This is a genomic window from Candidatus Enterococcus testudinis, assembly GCF_002140915.1.
GTDB classification, from domain to species: domain Bacteria; phylum Bacillota; class Bacilli; order Lactobacillales; family Enterococcaceae; genus Enterococcus_D; species Enterococcus_D testudinis.
Genome location: NZ_NGKU01000001.1, coordinates 3,121,221 through 3,146,777 on the forward strand (window position 1 = coordinate 3,121,221; position 25,557 = coordinate 3,146,777).

Below are 25,557 nucleotides of genomic sequence, written 5' to 3' on the forward strand. Positions count from 1 at the left end.
AACAATCTAACTGGCACGTCAGTCCTTTATTATTTTCAATAGAATCGTTAGAAATACTTATGTCTTTCTTTAAACAAAAATAGGACAAATGCCCCTCATAGCGGCTCTCTAATTTATGGGCCTGATGAATCAGAATTGATTCATCAGGCCCATTTTCATTTTAAGTATTAAAAAGACATCCTCCAATGGAGAATGCCTTTCGATATCTGTATAAAAAAGATTAACGTTTTGAGAACTGTGAAGCTTTACGCGCTTTTTTAAGACCTGGTTTTTTACGTTCAACCATACGAGCGTCACGTGTAAGCAAGCCAGCACGTTTAAGCGCTAGACGGAAGTCAGGATCTACTTCTAACAATGCACGTGCGATACCATGACGGATTGCACCTGATTGTCCAGCATATCCTCCACCATTTACGTTTACAAAAACATCATAAGAACCTTTAGTTTCTGTAACGCCGAATGGTTGGTTGATAACTTCACGCAAGTCTGCGTGTGGGATGTATTCTTCAACATCTTTTTTGTTAACAGTAATTTTACCAGTACCTGGTACTAAACGTACGCGGGCTACTGCATTTTTACGACGGCCAGTGCCGATATATTGAGCTTGTGCCAATGAAATTCCCTCCTAATGAATTAGATTAAGTTTGTGATATCCAATACTTCTGGTTGTTGAGCAGCATGTGGGTGTTCAGCGCCAGCATAAACATGAAGTTTCATTCCTTGTTTACGGCCTAAAGTGTTTTTAGGAAGCATGCCTTTAACAGAAGTTTCGATCAAACGACGAGAATTTTTAGCACGTAATTCACCAGCAGAGATTGATTTCAATCCTCCTGGGAAATTTGAGTGACGGTAATAAATTTTATCGCTTGCTTTGTTACCTGTTAATTTGATTTGTTCTGCATTAATGACGATTACGAAATCGCCTGTATCCACGTTAGGTGTGAATGTTGGTTTATTTTTACCACGTAAGATAGATGCTACGACTGCTGAAAGACGACCCATAGGAACATCTGTTGCATCTACTACGTACCATTTACGTTCTACTTCGCCTGGTTTGGCCATATATGTTGTACGCACGATTTTTTTCCTCCAATTCAATTTCACGAATGTTTGACATACACTTGAGTTTCCGGGGCTCTTGTGGGGCAAACAATACCATCTAACATAATACCTTCTTAAATGCCTAATGTCAACGTATTTCCACGTGTTTTCAAAAATTTTCTTTTTCTCTTTTGGGTTTGAGACTTTCCCTTCTTGTTTCTCTATAAACGGCGCCTACAAAATTGAATATAAAAATGAATATAGTGTATATTTACCCTTTAAAAACAGGACGAATTCTCTGCTATATATAAGATGCGCAACGTATAATAGTAAATCATTTCGTCACTTTATGTATAAATATTTAATTTTATGCTTGATTTTCTATTTTTATTCTGTTAAGATAACTTCAATCACATGACTACAGTTTAGAAAAGGAGTTCATAAATATGAAAGAAAAAGTAATTTTGGCTTACTCTGGAGGCTTAGATACCTCTGTCTCAATTAAATGGTTAACTGATCAAGGCTACGACGTGGTCGCTTGTTGTTTGGACATCGGTGAAGGCCGTGACACTGAGTCGATCAAGAACAAGGCTTTAGAAGTTGGGGCCATTGAATCATATGCCATCGATGCCCGCGAAGAATTTGCGCAAGATTACGCGTTGATTGCTTTACAAGGCAACACTTTCTATGAGAACTCTTATCCGTTGGTCTCAGCTTTGTCTCGACCATTGATTGCCAAAAAATTGGTGGAGTTGGCTTTGGCGACTGGCGCAACGACGGTTGCCCATGGTTGTACCGGCAAAGGCAATGACCAAGTGCGTTTCGAAGTGGCGATCTCGGCTCTGGCACCACATTTGAAAGTCATCGCACCTGTCCGGGAATGGAAATGGTCGCGGGAAGAAGAGATTGCCTACGCTGCTGAAAAAGGGGTACCGATCCCGGCTGATTTGGACAATCCTTACTCCATCGACCAAAACTTGTGGGGCCGTGCGTGCGAATGTGGCGTCTTAGAAGATCCTTGGGCAACACCGCCTAAAGGAGCTTATGCCATCACACAGGAGTTGGAAGACACCCCTGATGTACCAACGATCGTTGAGATTACGTTTGATCAGGGCGTACCGACAGCAATCGATGGCGAAACGTTGAATCTGGCTGAATTGATTTTGAAATTGAATCGGATGGCTGGCGAACATGGTATCGGTCGGATCGACCATATCGAAAACCGGTTAGTGGGCATCAAATCTCGGGAAGTCTACGAATGTCCTGGTGCGATCACATTGATGACTGCCCATAAAGAATTGGAAGATTTGGTCTTTGTCCGTGAATTGGCCCATTTCAAACCAATCATCGAGCAACAACTGGCACAAATCATCTACGACGGTCTATGGTTCAATCCAATCACAGATGCCTTGATTGCTTTCTTAAAGAGTACGCAAGTCTACGTGAATGGAATCGTCCGTTTGAAATTATTCAAAGGCAATGTGATTTGTGAAGGTCGGAAATCGGAAAATAGTTTGTATGATGAAAACCTAGCGACGTATACATCTGCAGATACCTTTGATCAGCATGCAGCGATTGGCTTCATCAAACTATGGGGACTGCCAAGCAAAGTCCATGCAGAGATCCAAGCGCAACAAAAGTTAACAGAAACATTGATTTGAAAATCCAAGACGGCTGAAAAGACACGCAGGTGCCGCTTCAGCCGTACTCTTTTTTTGAGGTGAGTGTGACAAATGGCAAAATTATGGGGTGGCCGTTTTGATGGCAAAAATGAAGCGTGGATCGATGCATTTGGTGCCTCGATTTCCTTTGACCAAAAATTAGCGAAACAGGATATCATGGGTAGTTTGGCCCATGTAAAGATGTTGGCGCATACCGGAATCATCAGCCAAGCAGATAGCGAATTGATCATTAGCGGACTGACGACGATCCAGGAGAAAGTGGCCGCTGGCGAATTGACCTTCACTGTGGAGAATGAAGATATTCATTTGAATATCGAAACCTTCTTGCATGAACTGATTGGGCCAACTGCCGGCAAACTGCATACTGCCCGCAGTCGGAATGATCAAGTGGCGACGGATATGCACCTTTATCTAAAGGAAGTCGTTGTTGAAGTGATTGCATTGATTGAAGAGCTGCGCGGTGCATTAGTGGCTCAAGCGGAAGCCAATATTTATACTGTGATGCCTGGTTATACCCATTTGCAACATGCACAACCGATTTCTTTTGCCCACCACCTATTGGCCTATTACAGTATGCTGACGCGGGATCAAGCTCGTTTCACTGAAAGCTTGGACCGGATCGATATCATGCCATTAGGCAGTGCTGCATTAGCTGGTACGACTTTCCCTATCGATCGAAGCTTTACCGCTGAAGCATTGGGTTTTACACACATCTATGGAAATAGCCTGGATGCAGTCAGCGACCGTGACTTTATTGTTGAATTCTTAAGCAACGCATCGATCTTGATGATGCATTTGTCACGTTTTTGTGAAGAGATCATTCTATGGTGCAGTCACGAATATCAATTTGTGGCGCTAACTGATACATTCTCCACTGGCAGCTCGATCATGCCCCAAAAGAAAAACCCCGACATGGCGGAATTGATCCGCGGAAAAACAGGACGTGTCTATGGGAACCTCTTTGGTCTTTTGACGGTGATGAAAGGCTTGCCTTTGGCTTACAACAAAGACTTCCAAGAAGACAAGGAAGGCATGTTTGACAGCGCTGAGACCATCACCAAGAGCCTGCAGATCATGACTGGAATGATCGCAACCATGACGGTCAATCAAGACCGGATGAAAGAATCAACAGAGAAAGATTTTTCCAATGCGACAGAATTGGCAGATTACCTTGCAACCAAAGGCATTCCATTCCGAAAAGCCCACGAGATCGTTGGGAAGTTGGTCAGTGATTGCCTCAGCAAAGGCATCTATCTACAAGATATTCCGTTGGAGGAATACCAAGCCATCAATGACGTGATCGAAGCGGACATCTATGACAAACTTGATTCCTATGCGGCTGTCAAAAATCGTCACTCTTATGGTGGGACTGGGTTTGATCAAGTTATGCACCAGATCAGCGTAGCCAAAGAATCATTGGCTAAGCAATAAAAAAAACCTGTGGAGAATTGACTCTCCGCAGGTTTTTTTATGATTAATGACGTACGCGTGATTTCGCTGGATCGATCAGTGGCGCTTCGCCTAGATGCGCTTGGATCATCCAAATGCGTTTTTCGATGGCTGTTTTGAAGCCGATAAAGATATCTTGTGTTGGATCATCGCCTTCTTCACCACTGACTTCGATGCCTTTTTGGTATAAGTCAGCCAAGTAGCGATAGCCTTCCACTAATGTCGCTAAGCGTTCTGGGATCGTACGGTCCCAATTGCCTACTTCATCATGGATTTGTGTATTGTCAGCCATTTCTCGTAATGTTGAATAAGGTGAACCATCCAATGTGATCAAACGCTCTGAGATCTCATCCAATTGATCGTTCAAATCATCCATAAAATCATCCATCATCGGATGTAAAGTCAAAAATCCTGGTCCACGCATATACCAATGTGTTTGGTGAACGACCATTGCCATTTGGCTCAAATCAGCAACGAGTTGGTTCAAAACTTCTTTTGTTTGTTCAAATTTCATAACGATTCCTCCTTTAAATTTTCTATTTTAAGCATAGTACGAATAAGAGAAAAAGTACACTAAAATCCTCTACATGAGAAAATTTCTCAACATGTTTACGTATTTCTTTATGAGGTGATTATATGAAACCCTTTCTTGTCTTTGTGTTTGGCTGGATATTCAGCCTGAGTGCGCTCTGCTGGCTATATCGCGATAGCCTACACCCATTTATGCAAACCAAGCATGCCGTTGCACCGATCGTAAGGGATAGACTGCGAGGCATGGACGGATTTTTCCCAGCCAATATGCTTCTTATTGGTTTCCTTTACAGCCTACTCATTTGGTCTATCGTCAACTTTGTGCCGGCATCAGAGCAGCTGTTAGCGATCATTTGGCTGACAAGCAGCTATTGGCTAAGTGTGACGGACATCATTGATTATAGCGTCCCTGGGCTAGTGCTTTATCCGGGACATATCTTATTGGCTGCTTGGCATTTGTGGTACGGTCAGCCCATTCAATGGCTGTCTCTGCTCTTTGTCGTACCCCTGATTGGGTTTGTTTGGCGGCAAACATTGGGTGGCGGAGATGTCTTACTTTTGCTGGGGTGGGCGCCATGGCTGCATGTGCGAGAACTGGCATTTTTGCTGCTATTGGCAAGTTTTTTTGGAATGTTGGTGTTTGGTTGCAGCCGCTTACTGTGGAGGAAAAAGTTGATACACTTGCCATTTGTTCCTTTTTTGAGCCTTAGTTTATATCTTGTGCGCTTTGGCTATTTTTGAGCGGTACAGTTTCATTGTCTGTGCATCGTATATCTTTTCGTTTTCTTACATGCAAAAAAATACCCGTGAAATCAAGCTTGATTTCACGGGTATTTTGCGTATGACCACCGCTAAGCGACGCTTAGTTTTGGTTATTCAACGCATCTTCAGCAGCCATTTGGGCTTCAATGTCAGAAATGCTGTAGACATTTTCGCTTACTACTGAAACTTCTTTTGGTTCCATTTCACGGTAACGAGCCATACCAGTACCAGCTGGGATGATTTTACCGATGATTACATTTTCTTTCAATCCTAGCAATGGATCTTTCTTGCCGCGGATCGCTGCATCTGTTAGGACACGGGTTGTTTCTTGGAAGGACGCAGCAGATAAGAAGCTGTTTGTTTCCAAGGAAGCTTTGGTGATCCCTAGCAATACAGGACGGCTTGTTGCAGGAACGCCACCAGCAATCAATGTATTGTAGTTTTGATCAGTAAAGTCTGCGATATCCAACAATGTACCTGGTAAGATACCTGAATCACCTGGATCCATGACGCGGACTTTACGCAACATTTGACGAACCATTACTTCGATATGTTTGTCGCCGATTTCTACCCCTTGCATCCGGTATACACGTTGGACTTCACGCAATAGGTAATTTTCAACTGACAAGACATCGCGAACTTGCAACAATTGTTTTGGATCGATAGACCCTTCAGTCAATGGTGCACCACGGTGGATGAAGTCGCCTTCTGCCACTTTCATGCGGGCTGTATACGGTACTGTGTAAGTACGTGTATCAGTTTCACCTTTGATCGTCACTTCTTTGGTACGCGTTGAAGGATCTTCAGAGATGTCGATCACTTCACCTGTTACTTCAGTAATGACTGCTTGCCCTTTAGGATTACGGGCTTCAAAGATTTCTTGGACCCGAGGCAAACCTTGTGTGATATCGTCTCCGGCTACACCACCGGTATGGAATGTACGCATGGTCAACTGAGTACCAGGTTCACCGATAGATTGGGCAGCGATGGTACCAACTGCTTCACCAACTTCAACTTGAGAACCAGTTGCCAAGTTGCGGCCATAACAATGTTTACATACACCATGTTTGGTGTTACATGTAAAGACGGAACGGATAGAAACTGTTTCAATGCCTGCATCCACGATGGCACGGGCTAAATCTTCAGTAATCAATTCGTTGACACCCATCATCACTGCACCTGTTTCAGGATGGATGACAGATTTACGTGTATAACGACCAACCAAACGTTCTTCAAGTGATTCAATGATTTCATTGCCTTCACGAATTGCTTGGATATCTAAACCACGGTCTGTACCACAATCGTCTTCACGAATGATGACATCTTGGGCCACGTCAACCAAGCGACGAGTCAAGTAACCTGAATCGGCTGTTTTCAAGGCGGTATCGGTCATCCCTTTACGGGCACCATGGGTAGAGATAAACATTTCTAAGACAGATAGACCTTCACGGAAGTTCGAGATGATCGGCAATTCCATGATACGGCCATTCGGTGCGGCCATCAATCCACGCATACCAGCAAGCTGTGTAAAGTTGGAGATGTTCCCACGGGCACCAGAATCTGACATCATGAAGATTGGGTTTTTGGCTTCCAATGATTCCATCAGTTTCAATTGGATCTCATCTTTGGCTGCATTCCAAACACCGATAACACGTTCATACCGTTCGTCGTCTGTAATCAATCCACGACGGAATTGTTTGGTGATGGTTTCAACTTGTTTGTGGGCATTGTCAATGATGTCATGTTTTTCGTGCAAGTTCATGATATCGGCAATCCCAACAGTGATACCGGCCATCGTTGAATGGCTGTATCCTAAGTCTTTCATGCGGTCAAGCATGCGTGATGTTTCTGTGATACGGAAACGTTTGAAGACTTCAGAAATGATATTTCCCAAGTTTTTCTTCTTGAATGGCAAGACCAATGGTTGTTCTTTGATAAAGGTTGGTACGTCAGTACCGGCATCCACAAAGTACTTGTCTGGTGTTTGCACAGTCAAGTTGAAGTCCGTTGGTTCGTTCAAGAATGGGAATTCAGGCGGCATGATCGAGTTAAAGATCACTTTACCGACAGTCGTTACCATCAAACGCTCTTTTTGTTCAGCTGTGAAAGGTTTTTCGCCTAATGTGTTTGGATTGACAGCGATACGTGAGTGTAAATGCACGTAGCCATTGCGCCAAGCAGTGACAGATTCGTCCATGTCGCGGAAGATCATGCCTTCCCCTTCACGGCCTTCTTCTTCCATCGTCAAGTAGTAGTTCCCTAGGACCATATCTTGAGATGGGGTTACAACTGGTTTACCATCTTTTGGATTCAAAATGTTTTGCGCTGCTAGCATCAACATACGTGCTTCTGCTTGCGCTTCTTCGTTCAATGGTACGTGAACGGCCATTTGGTCTCCATCGAAATCGGCATTGTAGGCTTCACAAACCAGTGGGTGCAAACGAATCGCACGGCCTTCGACCAATACAGGTTCAAATGCTTGGATCCCTAGTCTGTGCAACGTAGGTGCCCGGTTCAATAGAACTGGGTGTTCTCTGATAACGTCTTCTAAGACATCCCAGACTTCATCTTCTTGGCGTTCGATTTTGCGTTTGGCATTTTTGATGTTTGATGCGATTTCGCGAGAAACCAATTCACGCATCACAAATGGTTTGAACAATTCGATCGCCATTTCTTTTGGCAAACCACATTGATACATCTTCAAGAATGGACCTACGACGATAACAGAACGACCAGAGTAGTCAACCCGTTTACCTAGCAAGTTTTGACGGAAACGTCCTTGTTTCCCTTTCAACATGTGAGAAAGAGATTTTAATGGGCGGTTACCTGGACCTGCGACTGGACGGCCGCGGCGGCCATTGTCGATCAATGCATCGACTGCTTCTTGAAGCATCCGTTTTTCATTTTGAACAATGATGTTTGGTGCATTCAAATCTAACAAGCGTTTCAAACGGTTGTTACGGTTGATTACACGACGGTATAAGTCGTTCAAGTCACTTGTGGCAAAACGGCCACCTTCTAATTGCACCATTGGGCGCAAATCAGGCGGGATAACTGGGATAACGTCCATGACCATCCAGCTTGGTTTGTTTCCTGAAGCACGGAAGGCTTCTAAGATATCCAAACGACGGATCGCACGGGTCCGTTTTTGACCAGTTGCGTTTTTCAAATCTTCTTTTAGTTCAGCAACTTCGCCTTCTAGATCCACACCATCCAACAATTGTTTGATGGCTTCAGCACCCATCGCTGCTGAAAATTCTTGGCCGTATTGGTCACGTTTTTCACGATATTCCCGTTCAGTCAATAATTGTTTTTTCTCTAGGCTAGTATTGCCTGGTTCGATCACGACATATGACGCAAAGTAGATGATTTCTTCTAATGCGCGGGGGCTCATGTCTAAGACAAGACCCATCCGTGAAGGAATGCCTTTGAAGTACCAGATATGTGATACTGGTGCAGCCAATTCAATGTGGCCCATGCGTTCACGACGCACTTTAGAGCGGGTCACTTCGACGCCGCATCGGTCACAAACGATTCCTTTATAACGGATCCGTTTGTATTTTCCACAAGCACATTCCCAGTCTTTGGTAGGACCGAAAATACGCTCGTCAAACAACCCTTCGCGTTCAGGTTTTAACGTACGGTAATTAATGGTTTCTGGTTTTTTTACTTCACCATAAGACCAGCTTCTGATTTTTTCAGGAGAAGCCAAACCGATTTGCATACTTTCGAATTTATTTACATCGATCAAAAAAGGTTCCCTCCATTTCGTTTCATGGACATGTCCGATAGCAAGGGCCCTCTATTTCCGCAGAGGCGAAAATAGAGTGGCGCTTGACTATTATTGCAAGCGATCTTCTGCTGTTTCGATTTGTTGGTTCAACGCATCGTCGGCATTTTTAGCTTCTGTTTGTGCTTTTTGCTCTAATTCGCGAGCAGTTTGTTGTTCAGCAAATTTTGTTAAGGCATCGACGGTGATCAAGTCATCATCGTCATCATCCATGTCGCGCAATTCGATTTCTGCATCATCGATATCCAAGACACGCATGTCTAGACCTAATGATTGCAATTCTTTGACTAATACGCGGAATGATTCTGGTACGCCTGGTTTTGGAATTGGTTCACCTTTGACGATGGCTTCGTATGTTTTCACACGACCTACAACGTCATCAGATTTGTATGTCAAGATTTCTTGCAATGTATACGCAGCACCATATGCTTCCAGTGCCCATACTTCCATTTCTCCGAAACGTTGTCCACCAAATTGGGCTTTACCACCCAATGGTTGTTGTGTAACCAATGAGTATGGTCCAATAGAACGGGCATGCAATTTATCATCGACCATGTGGGCCAATTTGATCATGTACATGACACCAACAGAGATACGACCATCAAATGGTTCTCCGGTACGGCCATCATAAAGGACAGTTTTGGCATCGCTGGCCATACCAGCTTCTGCAACGGTTGCCCAAACATCTTCATCGCTGGCACCATCAAAGACTGGTGTTGCCACATGGATACCTAGTTGGCGAGCAGCCATTCCTAAGTGTAATTCCAATACTTGTCCGATGTTCATCCGAGAAGGTACCCCTAATGGGTTCAACATGATATCGACTGGTGTGCCGTCTGGTAAGAAAGGCATGTCTTCTTCAGGCATGATGCGTGAAACGACCCCTTTGTTTCCGTGACGTCCGGCCATCTTATCGCCTTCATGGATTTTACGTTTTTGTACGATATATACGCGAACCAGCATATTGACACCAGGTGACAATTCATCGCCAGCTTCACGAGTAAAGATTTTGACATCATGGACGATACCGCCGCCGCCGTGAGGGACACGTAATGACGTATCGCGGACTTCGCGGGCTTTTTCACCAAAGATTGCATGCAATAAGCGTTCTTCAGCGGACAGTTCAGTTACACCTTTTGGCGTGACTTTACCGACAAGCAAATCACCATCTTTGACTTCAGCACCAATGCGGATGATTCCCATTTCGTCTAAGTCTTTCAATGCGTCTTCCCCAACGTTCGGGATTTCGCGGGTGATTTCTTCAGGTCCTAATTTTGTATCACGGGCTTCTGATTCATATTCTTCAATATGGACAGAGGTGTAGACATCATCTTTGACCAAACGACGGCTCATGATGATGGCATCTTCATAGTTGTACCCTTCCCAAGTCATGAATGCGACTAAGACGTTTTGACCTAGGGCCATTTCGCCATTTTCCATAGAAGGGCCATCTGCTAAGATATCGCCTTTTTCTACTTTTTCGCCAAGGGCAACCAATGGGCGTTGGTTATAACTTGTACCTGAGTTTGAACGACGGAATTTTGTCACTGAATAAACGTCTAATGCACCATTGTCGCGACGAACGCGTACTTCAGAAGCATCCACATATTCAACAACACCATCTTGTTTACATAGCAATGCAGCACCTGAGTCATGGGCTGATTTGTATTCCATACCAGTACCGACCCAAGGGGATTTAGGGTTGATCAACGGTACAGCTTGCCGCTGCATGTTGGCACCCATCAAGGCACGGTTGGAGTCATCGTTTTCTAAGAAAGGAATACATGCAGTCGCGACAGCAACTACTTGTTTCGGTGAAACGTCCATGTAATCGACTTTATCGATCGTTACTTCCAAGTTCTCAGAAGTAGCACGGGCCATCACGACATCATTTACAAATGATCCATCTTCGTTCAACAAGCTATTTGCTTGGGCAACAACGTAATGGTCTTCGGTGTCGGCTGTTAAGTAATCGATTTTGTCTGTTACACGACCTGTTTCGCGGTCAACACGACGGTAAGGTGTTTCGATAAAGCCATATTTATTGACCTTCGCATATGACGCCAAGCTATTGATCAACCCGATATTTGGTCCTTCAGGTGTTTCAATCGGACACATACGGCCATAGTGGGAATAGTGAACGTCTCGAACTTCGTAGCCGGCACGGTCACGAGTCAAACCACCAGGTCCTAAGGCAGATAGACGACGTTTGTGGGTCAACTCACCCAGTGGGTTTGTTTGGTCCATGAACTGTGACAACTGAGAAGAACCAAAGAATTCTTTGATACTTGCTACAACAGGACGGATATTGATCAATTGTTGTGGTGTCAATGTTTCCGTGTCTTGAATAGACATCCGTTCACGAACCACACGTTCCATCCGCGCCAAACCGATACGGAATTGGTTTTGCAACAATTCACCGACTGAACGGATCCGACGATTGCCTAAGTGATCGATATCATCGACATTGCCGATATTTTCCATCAAGTTGAAGAAATAACTCATTGATGCAATAATATCCGCTGGGCGGACAGTCCGTGTTGCTGTATCTGGATAGCCATTACCAATGACGTTGACTTCTTGTTCAGGGTCTTTTGGTGAAAAGACTTTGATCACTTGTACTGTCATTGGTTCAGTCACGACACCATCTTCAGAAGGATAGTACGTCACGCTGTTCAAGCCATTGTCGATGAAGGCGCCCAATGTTTCCATAACTTGGTGTGTCAAAACAGTACCTTTTTCAACGATGATTTCGCCTGTTTCAGGATCAACCAATGTTTCTGCTAAAGTAAGATTCAATAAACGTGTTTTCAAATCTAATTTTTTGTTGACTTTGTAACGACCAACATTTGCTAAGTCGTAACGTTTTGGATCGAAGAAGCGGGCATTCAGCAAACTTCTTGAGCTGTCTGCTGTTTTGGGCTCGCCTGGACGCAGACGTTCGTAAACATCTTTCAATCCTTCTTCTGTACGAGAATCGCTTGCGTTTTTGTGCAAGTCTTTTTCGATCGTATTGCGTAATGAATCACTGTCACCGAAAATTTCAAAGATGGTGTCATCTGAACCGAACCCTAAAGCACGGACCAAGACAGTCAAAGGAATTTTACGGGTACGGTCGATCCGTACGTAAGAGATATCTTTGGCATCTGTTTCCATTTCCAACCATGCGCCACGGTTAGGGATGACCGTTGAGCCAAATCCTTCTTTTCCGTTTTTGTCCACTTTACCGTGGAAATAGACACCTGGAGAACGAACCAACTGAGAAACGATAACCCGTTCTGCTCCGTTGATAATGAATGTGCCTTGTTCTGTCATCAATGGGAAATCGCCAAAGAAGACTTCTTGTGATTTGATTTCGCCAGTTTCACGGTTTGTCAGACGCAATGTCACGTGCAATGGTGCTGAATAGTTCGCATCATGGGCACGGGCTTCTTCTACTGTGTACTTCGGTTCTTTCAATTCGTAATCAACAAATTCAAGGGACAAGTTGCCATTAAATCCTTCGATCGGCAAAATATCTTCAAACATTTCTCTTAGGCCCTCATCAAGGAACCATTGGTAAGAGTCGGTTTGAATTTCAATCAAATTCGGTAATTCTAATACTTCACTGATCCGTGCGAAACTTCTACGTTCGCGGTGCTTTCCGTATTTTACTACGTGTCCAGCCAAGCTCTTCACCTCTTCATAAAGTCTTTCAAAAAGGCTATCCGATTATTTACAAAACTATTACAAATATTAAGTATATGTAACAGAAAGCATTTTTTGCGGCATTTAGGCAAAAAAAAACCAAAAATAGAACGGATGCATTGGGCATTTTCTACTTTTGTTTTGCTATTCCTACGCCGAAACGGACAATATTTCGTTTCTGCTTTTTTCGTTCAGATAGTTTTTGCAACTCCTTATTATACAGATGAAACACTTTTCTGTCAAGCTTTCATTGGAAGTTCCAGTCCTTTTCTACCAACCGCAAATACTAAGAATTCCTAAAGAATATTTGGGGGCGCTGTACCTGTGATTTTATGTAAAAATTCTTTGCTTTTTCTTATTTTCTTGCTATGCTTACGAAAACGTTACACGTGAAACAATTGAAAGGAAACCGGCTATGACAACCAAAGAAAAAATCCTCCTATTATTGCAGCAATCAGACGTCGTCCTCTCGGGTGAAAAAATCGCTCAATCATTGACCATATCCCGGACAGCAGTCTGGAAAGCCATCAAAGAATTGGAAAAAGAAGGCTATCAATTTGATCATCTGGCCAATGGCTATCGCTATCTTTCTACTGATTTATACAACGCCGCAGTCTTGCAGAAAGAGTTGCCGATGATTCCTACCATCGAAGCCAGTGATGCCACCGAATCAACCATGAAGGAAGCCAAACTTGCCGCCCTTGATCCTACCGTGGCGACACCTGCCTTGTTTCTGACGGAAACCCAAATTGGCGGGCACGGACGCTTCAATCGTCCTTTCTTTTCGCCAAAAAAACAAGGAATCTACATGAGTCTGCTGTTGAAGCCCAACCAATCTTTCCAAGAATTGCCACAATATACAGTGTTGGCAGCTGTAGCAGTTTCTGAGGCAATCGATGCATTATTGGGTAAAAAAACGGCGATTAAATGGGTCAACGATATCTATCTAGACGGCAAGAAGATTTGCGGCATTCTATCTGAAGCCACCAGCGATTTCGAAAGCGGCCGTATCACTTCGATCATTATTGGCGTTGGTATCAGCTTCTCGATTCCGCAGACCGACTTTCCCGCTGAGATTCGCGACAAGGCGACAAGTTTGTTTGCCGGTGGCGAAACACCGCCATTTTCTCGTAGTGCATTGATTGCGGAAATCTGGACGCGCTTTTTCGCTTTATTGGCGCAATTACCCAACGATGACTATCTAGATCGTTACCGTCAGAAATCTTTTGTCTTGGGTCGCACTGTCCAATTTACCCAACAAGGGGTGACTTATACGGGCATCGCCCAAGATATCACGGCCACCGGTGAATTGGTGGTACAAACCGCCCATGAGCAAAAAATCCTGTCTTCAGGTGAAATCAGTTTAGAAAAATATTAAACACAAACAAACAGCGTCCGCTGCTGATCCACTCTTTGGTGATCAGCGCAGACGCTGTTTTTTTAGACCATTTGCCACAAGAAACAAAGGAACAAGCCGAGTGCATAGCAGCTATTGAATAAAATCATGTTTTTGATTGAATAGCCAAAACTCTTTGGCTGCGGCAAACTGGCTTGATGGGCTTTCAAATTCTGACGGATTTTTGGCAACGATAAGAAGACCAGTAAGATCGGCCATTGAAAAATACCAAACAAGAAGCCTAGCAACAGGACGACATAAGAAGCCAACATCATCCCTTGAAACAATTGGATCCCATGTTGGCGACCAATATAATAAACCAACGTATAGCGATGGTTCTCAATGTCTGTTTCTAAGTCCCGCAAGTTATTGGCCAACATAATATTGGCAATTGTAAAGACCAGCGGCAACGAGGCCAATACAATAGCGCAGACTGCCCACAGATTGCCGACCAAGCCGAAGGTGCCACTGGCAAAGTCTAAGGCCAAATAAAAGACCTTTTGCTCCACGGTATTGATATAGATCGTAATCGCAAAAATCCCCAGTCCCATCGTGAACCCACTAAAGACTTCCCCTAAAGGCATCCGCGACAGCGGGATCGGCCCAAAGGTATAAAAGACCCCAATAAAACAAACCACTCCACCCATGACCAGCAGCAACCAGCCAGTGGCATAAGTCAGATACAAGCCAATCACAAAGGTCAGAGCCAGCATCCCAAAAATCATATTGCGGACCACTGTTTCCGGTACTTTTTCTCGTCCAATGACATTGTGCTCAAACTTGTAGGTATCTGATTTGGCTTTTTTAAAATCCATATAATTATTGATCGAGGTCGTGGTCAAATCAAAGACCAACATCCCCAGAAAGAAAATCAAGGTATTCAGGGGATGATATTCATGAAAGTACACCAGCGAAAACAAGACCCCCATGATAAACGGGAACACACTTGCTACCTTGGTCCGAAGCTCGACAACTTCTAAAAACACCGAAAGGGACATTTGACTCCTCCTACTCTAAATCTGAACGATCGCCCATTGTATAACCTGATTCATCGGATAGTTCAAAAGTATCTTTGATACCGTCCGTGACATAGACCTTGTCTTCTTTGGTAATGAAAATCGCATCGGTACCATCTTCTGTATGTTGTTCGATATAAGCCAGTCCTTCTTTGACACCTTTGTCGAATGCTACTGTCGTTAAGCCATCGCCATCAATTGATTTGTCAGTGATCACGGTGACACTGGCCACATCGTTGTCATAGGGATAACCAGTTTCGGAATCAAAAATATGGTGATACGTCTTATTGCCGACTTTAAGATAGCGTTCATAAATACCTGAGGTCACCACTGTTTTATTGGTTTCCTTGATACTGCCAATGATCGAACCGCGGGATTTATTCGGATCTTGGATACCGACATTCCAAGGCTCATCTTCGCCACGATTGCTGTGACCCAATACATAAACATTGCCACCCAAATCTACGATAGCCGACGTCACGCCATTGTCTTTCAATACTTTGACCACTTCATCCGTGATATACCCTTTGGCGATCGCACCTAAATCAAGGATCATCCCTTTGTCAGGCAAATAAACCGTTTGGTCATCATCATTGAATGCAACTTTTTTGTAATCGATATGCTGCAAGGCGTCATCGATCTCAGACTGTTCTGGTTTGCGGGCATCGTCAAAGCCGATGCGCCACAATTGGGTAATGGCTCCAATTGCCATGTTGAACCCGCCATCGGATTTTTCACTATAGGCATAGGCATCTTTTAGCAAGGAATAAATATCATCTGACACTTTGACTGGTTTGATCCCAGCTTGTGCATTGATATCATCTATTTCAGAGCCCGATTGATTAATGGTGATCTTGTCACCTAATTCTTTGATCCGTGCAAAAGCCGGCTCCATCGCCGCTTCTTTGCCTTCATCATAAATACGGATACGGGTATAAGTGCCTAACAAAAATTCTTCTTGATAGTAAGGATCTTCTCGCAGTGTCGTTGTTTCCTTATTGCTGCCGCATGCTGCCAACATTGTGACACATAAAACAATCATCAGAAAAAACGGTAATTTCTTTTTCATCATTTTCCTCTTTTCTATTGACTTCAACCACCATATCATAGCCTTTTTTGGGAAAGATGAAAAGGGTTTTTCTATGATTTGGCAGTGGTTTTATGATTCTTTAAGGGTAAAAAACTATGGCAAATACCAATTACATGTCCAAAAAGGATAGAAGAGGAATGGGTCAATGTATGAACAGATAAAAAAGGCATCCGAAGATACCTTGATAGTAAGCATATGATATGTCTAATTTTGTGCAAACTCAAACAATGCAAAATCTAACGCTTATTCTTTAGAAACTGGTTTAAGCCTGCGATCTTCTATCAGATACATCTCATGACACAAATCATCTAGATCGATTTGATTATGACTTGTCAAAAGAATTGTTTTTCCTTCTTTATATAATGTCATGACGAGTTCTTTTACGATTGAAACCGATTTGGCATCTAAAGCATTAAAGGGTTCGTCCAGAATAATAATATCCTGATTTTCCATTACTGCCTGAATAATACCCAATTTTTGTTTCATCCCCAATGAATAGTTCTTCACCAATGTCTTATCATTAGGATCTAATCCTACTAACTGCATCAGCTCAATAATTCTGTCTTCATTGATTTTGTTCTGAATACCAGCAAGATAGTTTAAATTTGCTAGTCCAGTATACACGCCAATAAAGCCTGGGCTATCCACTAAAAGTCCTAAGTCTGTTGCAAAATCTATTCCCCCATCGCCTAGTTTCACATCACGAATAAAGACGCCCCCTTTATCTGCATGGTAAATGCCAGCAATGATTTTAAACAATACCGACTTTCCACTACCATTCTCTCCGATAAAGCCCACTATTTTAGGTCTATCAATGGTTAACTGTAAATCTGAAAAGATAGATCGCTTTTTAAAGGTCATTTCAATGTTTTCTAATGCAATAATATGATTCACTGTATATCACTCCTATTTTTAATTTTTTTAACGAGAAAAAACATGTCTGAAGCCTTTTTTCCATATGATAAAATAGCCAACAACAAATGAGACTAGTAATATACCTGCCGCGACAACACTTGCTGGCACAAATTTCTGACCGAGCATGACCAATCTTTGAATCGATGATATGCCCACTGGCAAGTATATAGACAGATTGAAAAACAAGAGGCTATACAATCCTATACAAGATAAAAAGGATACTACTGTATTTTTACTAAAAGCATATATCATCAAATAAAACATTTGTAACGTCATGAGTTCACAGATTTTCAAGATACTTGTGATAAAGAGAAGCTGTAAGACAGGTACATGAATAAAAAAACCTTGATTCGTCTCAAGAATGTCCGTAACAGAGAAGTAAGATGTATCTGTAGAAAATATAAATGTGATACTTGCAACGAAGATGGCATACAGAAGAACATAGACGGTTATGACGAAAAAATGAACTATTTGCATTTGCCTAAAACTCCTACGAAAGTTTCCAAGCCGAATTATCAGTGCGTTATTGCTAAACGCATCCTCTGCCATCACCATGCTGATAAAATAAATTGGCGTACAATGTAAAATCAATATCTTCACAAAATCAAGTAAATGTACATATCCTTGGCCATAACCAAGCCCTGAATGTATAATCAACTCTTCTTTAGAGAAGACACCTACATACAAAGCATCTAATATTGTGAGCATTGAAAGTACGATCAGTGTTATCATGATGATTTTTTTAGACGTAAAATGAGTGAAATACCAGAATAAACCCTTACTCATAGCTTTTTATCCCCTTACCATTTTTTACACAATAGAGCACAAGTCCCACGACAAGTAATTGAACAATCAGTATATTAAAAAGCGCATTTTTCGCGATCGCGTGATGTAGAACCAAATAATTATTGATGAATAGATAAGGGAGGTATTCATCCCAACCCATTTGCAACCCAATCACACCAGTAAGATAAATGGTCCAGGTTACTATATGAATACTACGTTGGGAGATATAGTGTTCTATCCATCTAATGATGATAGTGAAAAAAATCAGCCCCATAATCAAAAACAAAGATACAATAGCCAGGGTAATGATTGGTGCAGAAAAGGTCTCTCGGTACACATCTAATGGCAGCTCAGGCGATGGAATTCCTCTGAACTCAAATGTTGCCGGAAAGAGCAGGAAGCCGATCATACCAATAGTGAACAAATGAATACTAACCATGAAAATTGCTAGTAAAACACTATTCAATAATTCTTGGAGCCAAAAGTATAGATAGTTTTTACAACGCATCATTACAAGTGCTCTCTGCTTTTTTTTGACATTGTTTGCTGCAAAAATATAGAGTGCAAGGAAAATGTATAAGATATAATAATGGTCTGTGATCAACAAAATCATAAATTCAATTGCCGTTAACTCTAATTGGTAGCCTGTACTTATATACGTTGACACATAAAAGGAAAAAAGAATCATCACGAATATGGTTTTCCATGAATACAATTCTTTGACTAAATCATATCGAAAAATAGAATGATTCATAAATCGACTACTCCTTGTCATCAATTGAAGACCCCTCTTCTCCTTTGCAAGAGCATGAATGCTGCAATGAAAAGAACAAGGATCAAAGGACCAATCAGCAAGCTTGGAATCGTCGTCCATTCAGGGTTCACACGTGTAGGGATAAGTGAAGAAGTCATCGAATATTGTGGTCTACCCAAAATTGAAAAAATGAAGTTTTCGATAAGAGAATAGATAAACCCACCTGTTGACACAATAAAAATATTCGACGTAAAAAATACTAAATGAAATGTCAACGTGTAATACACTATACCAAGTAACCCGCGCCACAATGATAATAAGAAACCATAAATCAACGGCTGATTCAGTCGAATGCCATCAAAGAAGTACCTCATTTCAACTTCAGCATCTGTTGCTGGAAAGCGAATATGAATAAGATAGACAACGATAATGAAGCTGATAAACGAAATGAGAAAAATACTCAAGCCACAAAGCAATGCTCCTGCTTGATATTTTACCTTCAAATATTTTTTTATTTTTATTCTGTTATGTACAAAGGTTAGATACCCCCCTTTGACTTCTAAGAAAAGCAGCGTACAAAAAGGAATTGTGGCAAATAAAGGAAACAAAAAGTTGAAAAAATCTTGACTGACTTCCCATAATTGCAGATTACTTTCGAACATTGAATTATTATTGACAATCATAGAGTAAATCAAAATTATTGCTAGACCACAGAAAAAGGAAATCAATGCTATCCATCTTAATTGTTTTATTTCGTTCATCATAAAATCATCGCTCCTGCCTTCACTTATATTTGGTTTAAAAAAATAAGGCAAATAAAATCCTATTTGCCTTATTTTTCTTTTCTAACGATTCTTTTAACTCTATCTCGCTCTCCACGACCCACTTGATTGTGTGTTTACAGTCGTTGTTAAATTATTAGAAACCTGTATTCTAACACTTGTCCCTGATTTCACACTTGAATGTGGTGCAATAGTAGTTGTAGTAGATTGACTTCCGATTTGGCGTCTCCATGTACCACTCCCTACACTACTATTCATTCGGATGTCTGCATTGTATCCTCCGTTATAAAATTTTTGTACATCCCCTGAGTTACTAGCATTTGTTTTCTTTTGATATGCCGTATAGCCACTTCCATTGAGCTTACCTGTAGTGGTACTAAACGATGACAATGATGTTTGTGCTGAAGCAATAGGACCGCCGATTAAAGTTAGCATAAAAGCAAATGCCATAATTTTTTTTCTTGTTTTATTCATAATATTTCTCCTCACTATATATTTTTTAGTTTTCATTCATTAAATCTTCAATTCAACTCTGCTTGTCGAATAGGGTTCATGCTCTTAGTAACTATCCGTTCCTCCTTCCAAAGCTATACATTAAATTTTTTTAGCAGATATACTTTTAATGTTTGGCTTTTTTATTTCTTCTTTACACTTATTAGTATACTTAGATATCAGCACAAGATACGTTTCCTTCTTCAAACCCATAATTATATGCGTAACCGCTTTATTGCTTTCAATTAAAAACAGTCACGACGTCTTCAACGCCATTCTTAATCTGTTTATTAAAAACAGTTGATAGGTATGCCAACTAAAAAAGCAAAAGACTTTCTCTTTTGCTTTTATTATTCTATTTGGTTTCGCACATCCTATTCATTTTTCTTGACGCAAGATTTTGGCTAATCTAGGAATCGCTCTTACGGACACAAAGCATTCCATCCCATTTGACATCTCCACTACTCGCTCTTGTTTCTTCAACTGAGACACATGATCTAGATTAATGAGAAAGGATTTATGACTCCTAAAGAAATTTGGCAGTCTTTTTTCTAAATTTTTCATTGTATCGTAAAATTCTATTTCGCTGTCCTGGGTGTATAAAATCAACCGATGCGCTGACGTTGAGGCTTCAAAAGCTATAATGTCAGCTATCGGCAAGCTTTGCTGGGTGTCACCTATTTTTAATTGAAACAGCTTTTTCTTACCACTACGATCAGTCATATATCTTTGGTAAGCTGTTTTGATGCAGCTTTGAACTTTTGCCTGCAATTGATCAGTTTCTTCTTTAATAATGAAATCCATCGCTTCTATTTTATAAGTGAACGTCAAAAAAGACATCTCAGCGTGGGTGGTCACAAACACAATCTTCCCTAAATCATCGATTTCTCTGATGGCAGAGGCTAACGTCATGCCGTTCATTTGATGACCTAAATCTATATCTAAAAAGTATAAGCCAACTTTTTCAGGATTCTGCTGGACGTACGTCAACATTTCCTCCGGATCATCAGTGGATAACACTAATTCCATATCTAGCGCTTCGATCATGATGAATTCGGTTACAAACCGCTCCATTTTCTTTCTTTGGTTACTGTTGTCTTCACATATATAAACGGATAGCATCACAAATCACTCCTCGTAATAATGAGCTGCTGAGTAAATAATTGGTCTTTAATGGTTGTTTTTAGCACGACGTCTGGATATTTGGTTAACATCTCTTTCACATTACTAAGCCCAAGTCCTCGGTTTTCTCCTTTGGTAGAAAAACCTTCTTTTTTTAGCTGTTGAATGGATGGCATATGATCTTTACAGTCATTTTGAATAATGAATTGTATTTCTTGTTTATTCTTAAAAACGGCCACCGTCAACTTGCCAATTGACAATTCCTCTAATGCTTCAATGGCGTTGTCCAACAATATACCCAACGCGCGAACCAAAACAATCGCATCCAAGGGAATATCCTCAATCACTTCTTTTACTTCTAGATCGACTTCGATTTCAGCATTTTGAGCAGTCATCAACTTCAAAGCAAGAACACTTTTTATCTCTCTTTGTTTCATATTTTGTAATTCAGTTAATTTAAAGTTCATATCTGTGATTTCTTCAGATGTTGGTTTGATTTCATCTAAGTAGTAATTCTTTAACCCTGAAAAATCTTCGGATAAGACATAATCATCCAGAGAATTTAAAATATTCTGAAAATCATGTCGGAATTTTCGAACTTCTTTGTACTGATTTTCCATTGATTCTGTATACTCCATCAACGCTTGGTAATCTGACTCCTTTTTGATCATTTCAACCTTCGCTTTCATTGTTCGATAGTAGAAACTGAATGCCATGATAGATAAACACAGATATAATAAAAAGAAGAAGAAATTCATCCGAATCAAGTCTGGTGTATTACCAAGGAAAGAAACCAAAAAAATATTGCAATAGTAAGTAATGAGAATGAAAAAATTGACGAAAATGAAGATTGTGTTGTTCAATAAATCAATCTGCTTATTTATTCTAAAATAAATTACAATAGAAGAAACAAGCACTGCTAAAGTCATTGTGAGTATACCAAAGAAAATACCGTAGTGCATTTGATTAGAAAATAAAAAAAAATTAGAATCGCCTCTTCCTAAAAGCATCCCTAATGTGGAGGTTAAATGATCCGAAATAATGAGTAAGATTGACGCATTCGAGGTAACTCCCAGCGATCGAACCCAATTTTTATTTCGTTGAACGTTTATAAAATATATACTCATTAACATAAATAAAGCGCCATAAATCCCGAGAAATATTCCTGATATCGCTGAACATACACACAGGATAACGGCGAGAAATATTTGCTTTGAAGGCATTTTTTTAAGACTATCATTATCTAAGAGATAACAAATCAGAAATAATAAAAACGACTGATAGAATGTATAGAGATGCCACATAGTCATATACCTGTCTCTTATACACATCTAGATGTGTATAAGAGACAGGTCATATACCTCTCTTTCATTTATAATTTCATCCATTATATCATTAAACATCTGCAAAAATGCAAAATGCAAAAAAAAAACATATCTAAAATATGTTTTTTGATAAATATCTATAATAATTCATCTGGCACTTCATATTCGTCTGCGAACCCATAACAACAACTCAAAACAGCAAAACCTCCAATTCTATTTAAAGTGAAAATAATTGCCTCTATCAGCTTATCTTTTAACATCATCGTATTGTACCTCTTTCTTTTTTATTGTTAGGCATGTTGCAAGAAACATTCCGCTTGCAATTAAATTAGCTATTAGGAGTGGTAAAAATATTTGAATGACTATTAATACTATTCCAGTTATTCCTACTTTCTTTCTCAATTCTTGCTTCTTTTTTTCATCACGAATTTTATTTTTTGCTGTCACTCCAGGCGCAAATATTGCAAGAATCGTAAGTGAAAAGATATTTTGGATCATGATTATAGGCAATGGCAGAACCCATTGGCGAATCAAATAGGGGATGCATATGAACAGTAGAATGCTGATACAAACACAATGAAACGTATTTTTCGCATGTCTGCCATAAGCATGTCTGCGTATCAGAAGAAAGCTCACATGAAAGATCAGCGTGACCATAAACAACTCGAAATATAGCGCCATTCCATAGATAATCAATGTCTTCAGTAAGTTGTTCATCAACACATCTGCTCCAAATGAAACTTTGATATATAAGTGCTGATCATGCTCTTTATGGATGGGTAATTTTCCAACTAGCCATGAGCTCATTCTTTTTTCAATATGCCATAGGTTTAGTAATTGCGCCTTCTCTTCCATTCTTTTCCCCTCTATCCTAATGTCCTAGTTCTGTCTCAATCACCCTATCGACAATCAGTCCGCTCACTGGACCTTCCATATCCGGTATTTCAACCCATTTTCGATCCATGACACGCAACAGATTCTTCACCTGTTCTTTTAGCAGCACGATACGTTCTTTGGAAGTCTCAGATTCAATGAACAATAAGAAATGGCCTTTTCCATCTAAATGATTGAAAAGCTTATTGGAGAAAACATCTACCTGATCATTTACTTTTTGCTTGATGAATAATTGGTTGTTTACAACGATGATGAGTGCCGCATCATACTCTTGTATGTTATCTTGCCTATTCTGATACTTACAATGAAGCAACTTAAAAATTTCGTGTATGACAACTGGCTCACCATTTGCCTGTTCGATCATTTCAAATGACGTAAAAGGAATACTTGTTAATTTGTCTTCAAACTTGCACAACATCCATGCGTACCTCCTTTCTTATCTGCCTAACTACTTCTATTGTATATAAGTTCATTCAATACACGCGTTTCTTTCGTCAAACATCTAGTTTCAATCATGAACGTCGTTCAAATGGGTCAAGACAACGTTTAGGCCTACTCAAACGTTGCTTACGTGCTTTGGATAGACAAAAAAACAGCATCCCTTAGGATGCTGCTCGCGCATATTCGTATATTTATTCCGGCATAAAGTTGTTCACTTTTCCCGGTATTTATTTGTCTTTCTCACATCCGATCCGCATTGCTGCCCTTCTCTTGTTGATTATTCTATAGCGACTCCCGACTATATAAATCAACTAATTTGGGCCTATATAAAAAAAAGAAAGTATTGGCTGAAACTTCACTAACGGCCAATACTAGTCTTAAGAATATGCAGATCTGACATCATTATAGCCATATCTTCATTTTTAGTCAAATTAGAATATATTCTTTACGTATAAAGACATAATACCCTGGATATTTCATACGAATAATGTACCACGCCACAAAAATGAAGCGGAAATCAAGATATTCACTTATTAGTGAACTATTTGATGTAGAAGGCTTTCTTCCTAGGAACAAAAAAACAGCACCCCTTAGGATGCCGTTTTTTGTACTTAGATTTATTCAGTGACAAAGTTGTCCACTTCGATTGGTGTTTGGTCGCCTTTTTCAGCTGCATTCAATAATTGTTGTGCATAGATCACAAAGCTGTGGAAGCTGTGGGTTGCGCCTGATACAACATCCATGTCAGCAACAGAACCGTCTTCGCCATTCACTGCCGTCACGAATTCTTCGTTAAAGTTCGGAATGAATTCTTCTGGGTTGGTACCAGATTTTGCTTTCATGTTTTCGTTGTAGTCAGCGTCATCTTTCTTGGAGTCGCCAGCTTCATTAACATAGTCATAGTTTGATTCTGATACTTTCCCATCAGCAACTGTGATTGAGAAGGCCACGCGGTAGCCATTAGAATAGTTCTTTTCTTCCAATGTGTACGTACCATCTTGCAAGTCAGCGCCATTGTCGATTTCAATCGTATCTGTGTTGCCTGCTTGTGCTGCTTGAATCAATTGTTGTGCATAGTTTTGGAATGAATCAAATGAATGAGTCGCACCAGATACAACTTCGATTGAAGATGGGCTTTGGGCTGCAACCAATTCTTCGTTGAATTTTGGAATGAATTCTTCTGGGCTAATGCCTGCTTTTTCTTTCATTGTTTCATTGTACTCGGTGTTTTCTGTTTTTGATTCGCCATCGGCATTGATGTTGTCATACTTAGATTCAGTGATTTTTCCATCAACGACTGTGATCTCAAATGATACACGGTAATCGTTCTTATAGTTCTTTTCTTCTAATTTGTACGTGCCATCTTGCATCGGTTCGCCAGCCACCACTGTCGACTCACTTTCGCTTGTTGCTGTTGATGACGCTACTGTAGAACTTTGTGATGTTTTTTCGTTAGTTGACGAAGAATCGGCACTACTGTTGTCTGATCCGCATCCCCCTAACAATAACACTGCGAATGAAAATGTTGCCATACCTACAATCAGTTTCTTTGCTTTCATAATTATCCACCTTTTACTAATTTATTTTCTCCACAAAAAAGTT

The 25,557-nt window shown here is 40.8% G+C and carries 21 protein-coding genes; 4 read left to right on the top strand and 17 right to left on the bottom strand.

All coding sequences use genetic code 11. The features are described 5' to 3' along the window. Window positions 1-220: 220 nt before the first annotated feature. A complete protein-coding gene (rpsI, locus tag A5886_RS15190; RefSeq protein ID WP_054114885.1) occupies window positions 221-613 on the bottom strand; it encodes a 30S ribosomal protein S9 in 393 nt (130 codons plus the stop codon). Between the two features lie 20 nt (window positions 614-633). Beyond that, window positions 634-1,080 (bottom strand): 50S ribosomal protein L13, encoded by a 447-nt coding sequence (gene rplM / locus A5886_RS15195; protein ID WP_306297907.1) that lies wholly within the window; start codon window positions 1,078-1,080, stop codon window positions 634-636. A gap of 407 nt (window positions 1,081-1,487) precedes the next feature. Here rplM and A5886_RS15200 point away from each other — a divergent pair, with 407 nt between their 5' ends. Further along, window positions 1,488-2,702 carry an argininosuccinate synthase gene (locus tag A5886_RS15200; RefSeq protein ID WP_054114883.1) on the top strand — a complete coding sequence of 405 codons (1,215 nt, stop codon included), beginning with the start codon at window positions 1,488-1,490 and terminating at the stop codon, window positions 2,700-2,702. A 72-nt stretch (window positions 2,703-2,774) separates the two neighbouring features. Continuing rightward, the gene (gene argH / locus A5886_RS15205) at window positions 2,775-4,154 is read left to right on the top strand and encodes an argininosuccinate lyase (protein WP_086275880.1); all 1,380 of its coding nucleotides are present in this window, start codon (window positions 2,775-2,777) and stop codon (window positions 4,152-4,154) included. Between the two features lie 43 nt (window positions 4,155-4,197). Here the strand turns inward: argH and A5886_RS15210 are convergent, their stop codons facing one another. After that, on the bottom strand, window positions 4,198-4,686 hold the full coding sequence (locus A5886_RS15210; protein ID WP_086275881.1) for a Dps family protein: 489 nt from the start codon (window positions 4,684-4,686) through the stop codon (window positions 4,198-4,200). Window positions 4,687-4,808: 122 nt separating this feature from the next. Between A5886_RS15210 and A5886_RS15215 the strand changes: the two genes are divergently transcribed. Then, entirely contained in the window at window positions 4,809-5,444 is a 636-nt protein-coding gene (locus A5886_RS15215; protein WP_086275882.1) for a prepilin peptidase, read from the top strand. 121 nt (window positions 5,445-5,565) lie between these two features. On the opposite strand, the gene rpoC is transcribed toward A5886_RS15215, so the two are convergent. Together rpoC and rpoB are read right to left on the bottom strand one after the other, a co-directional pair. Continuing rightward, a complete protein-coding gene (gene rpoC / locus A5886_RS15220; RefSeq protein WP_086275883.1) occupies window positions 5,566-9,216 on the bottom strand; it encodes a DNA-directed RNA polymerase subunit beta' in 3,651 nt (1,216 codons plus the stop codon). A 90-nt stretch (window positions 9,217-9,306) separates the two neighbouring features. Beyond that, window positions 9,307-12,924 carry a DNA-directed RNA polymerase subunit beta gene (gene rpoB, locus A5886_RS15225; protein ID WP_179190060.1) on the bottom strand — a complete coding sequence of 1,206 codons (3,618 nt, stop codon included), beginning with the start codon at window positions 12,922-12,924 and terminating at the stop codon, window positions 9,307-9,309. 433 nt (window positions 12,925-13,357) lie between these two features. Between rpoB and A5886_RS15235 the strand changes: the two genes are divergently transcribed. Beyond that, a complete protein-coding gene (locus tag A5886_RS15235; RefSeq protein ID WP_086275886.1) occupies window positions 13,358-14,320 on the top strand; it encodes a biotin--[acetyl-CoA-carboxylase] ligase in 963 nt (320 codons plus the stop codon). A gap of 62 nt (window positions 14,321-14,382) precedes the next feature. Here A5886_RS15235 and menA read toward each other — a convergent pair whose 3' ends face one another. The 12 genes from menA to pplA form a co-directional block, all read right to left on the bottom strand. Further along, the gene (gene menA / locus A5886_RS15240) at window positions 14,383-15,336 is read right to left on the bottom strand and encodes a 1,4-dihydroxy-2-naphthoate polyprenyltransferase (protein ID WP_086275887.1); all 954 of its coding nucleotides are present in this window, start codon (window positions 15,334-15,336) and stop codon (window positions 14,383-14,385) included. Between the two features lie 10 nt (window positions 15,337-15,346). Further along, entirely contained in the window at window positions 15,347-16,423 is a 1,077-nt protein-coding gene (locus tag A5886_RS15245; protein ID WP_086275888.1) for an FAD:protein FMN transferase, read from the bottom strand. Window positions 16,424-16,687: 264 nt separating this feature from the next. After that, on the bottom strand, window positions 16,688-17,338 hold the full coding sequence (locus tag A5886_RS15250) for an ATP-binding cassette domain-containing protein (protein ID WP_086275889.1): 651 nt from the start codon (window positions 17,336-17,338) through the stop codon (window positions 16,688-16,690). A gap of 27 nt (window positions 17,339-17,365) precedes the next feature. Next, window positions 17,366-18,145, bottom strand: a complete 780-nt coding sequence (locus A5886_RS15255) for a hypothetical protein (RefSeq protein ID WP_086275890.1) — start codon at window positions 18,143-18,145, stop codon at window positions 17,366-17,368. After that, window positions 18,138-18,899 (bottom strand): hypothetical protein, encoded by a 762-nt coding sequence (locus A5886_RS15260; RefSeq protein WP_086275891.1) that lies wholly within the window; start codon window positions 18,897-18,899, stop codon window positions 18,138-18,140. The genes A5886_RS15255 and A5886_RS15260 overlap by 8 nt, the downstream gene beginning before the upstream one ends. A 20-nt stretch (window positions 18,900-18,919) precedes the next feature. Continuing rightward, window positions 18,920-19,663 (bottom strand): hypothetical protein, encoded by a 744-nt coding sequence (locus A5886_RS15265; protein WP_086275892.1) that lies wholly within the window; start codon window positions 19,661-19,663, stop codon window positions 18,920-18,922. Between the two features lie 99 nt (window positions 19,664-19,762). Continuing rightward, the gene (locus tag A5886_RS15270) at window positions 19,763-20,155 is read right to left on the bottom strand and encodes a hypothetical protein (RefSeq protein WP_086275893.1); all 393 of its coding nucleotides are present in this window, start codon (window positions 20,153-20,155) and stop codon (window positions 19,763-19,765) included. Window positions 20,156-20,551: 396 nt separating this feature from the next. Next, window positions 20,552-21,295 carry a LytR/AlgR family response regulator transcription factor gene (locus A5886_RS15275; protein WP_086275894.1) on the bottom strand — a complete coding sequence of 248 codons (744 nt, stop codon included), beginning with the start codon at window positions 21,293-21,295 and terminating at the stop codon, window positions 20,552-20,554. Beyond that, window positions 21,295-22,605 carry a sensor histidine kinase gene (locus A5886_RS15280; RefSeq protein ID WP_179190062.1) on the bottom strand — a complete coding sequence of 437 codons (1,311 nt, stop codon included), beginning with the start codon at window positions 22,603-22,605 and terminating at the stop codon, window positions 21,295-21,297. Before A5886_RS15280 ends, A5886_RS15275 begins: the two co-directional genes overlap by 1 nt. Before the next feature lie 261 nt (window positions 22,606-22,866). Continuing rightward, on the bottom strand, window positions 22,867-23,475 hold the full coding sequence (locus tag A5886_RS15290) for an accessory gene regulator AgrB (RefSeq protein ID WP_086275897.1): 609 nt from the start codon (window positions 23,473-23,475) through the stop codon (window positions 22,867-22,869). Between the two features lie 16 nt (window positions 23,476-23,491). Beyond that, window positions 23,492-23,932, bottom strand: coding sequence for a hypothetical protein (locus A5886_RS15295; protein WP_086275898.1), 441 nt, complete (start codon window positions 23,930-23,932; stop codon window positions 23,492-23,494). A gap of 640 nt (window positions 23,933-24,572) precedes the next feature. Further along, on the bottom strand, window positions 24,573-25,514 hold the full coding sequence (gene pplA / locus A5886_RS15300; protein WP_086275899.1) for an extracellular electron transfer flavoprotein PplA: 942 nt from the start codon (window positions 25,512-25,514) through the stop codon (window positions 24,573-24,575). Window positions 25,515-25,557: the final 43 nt, after the last annotated feature.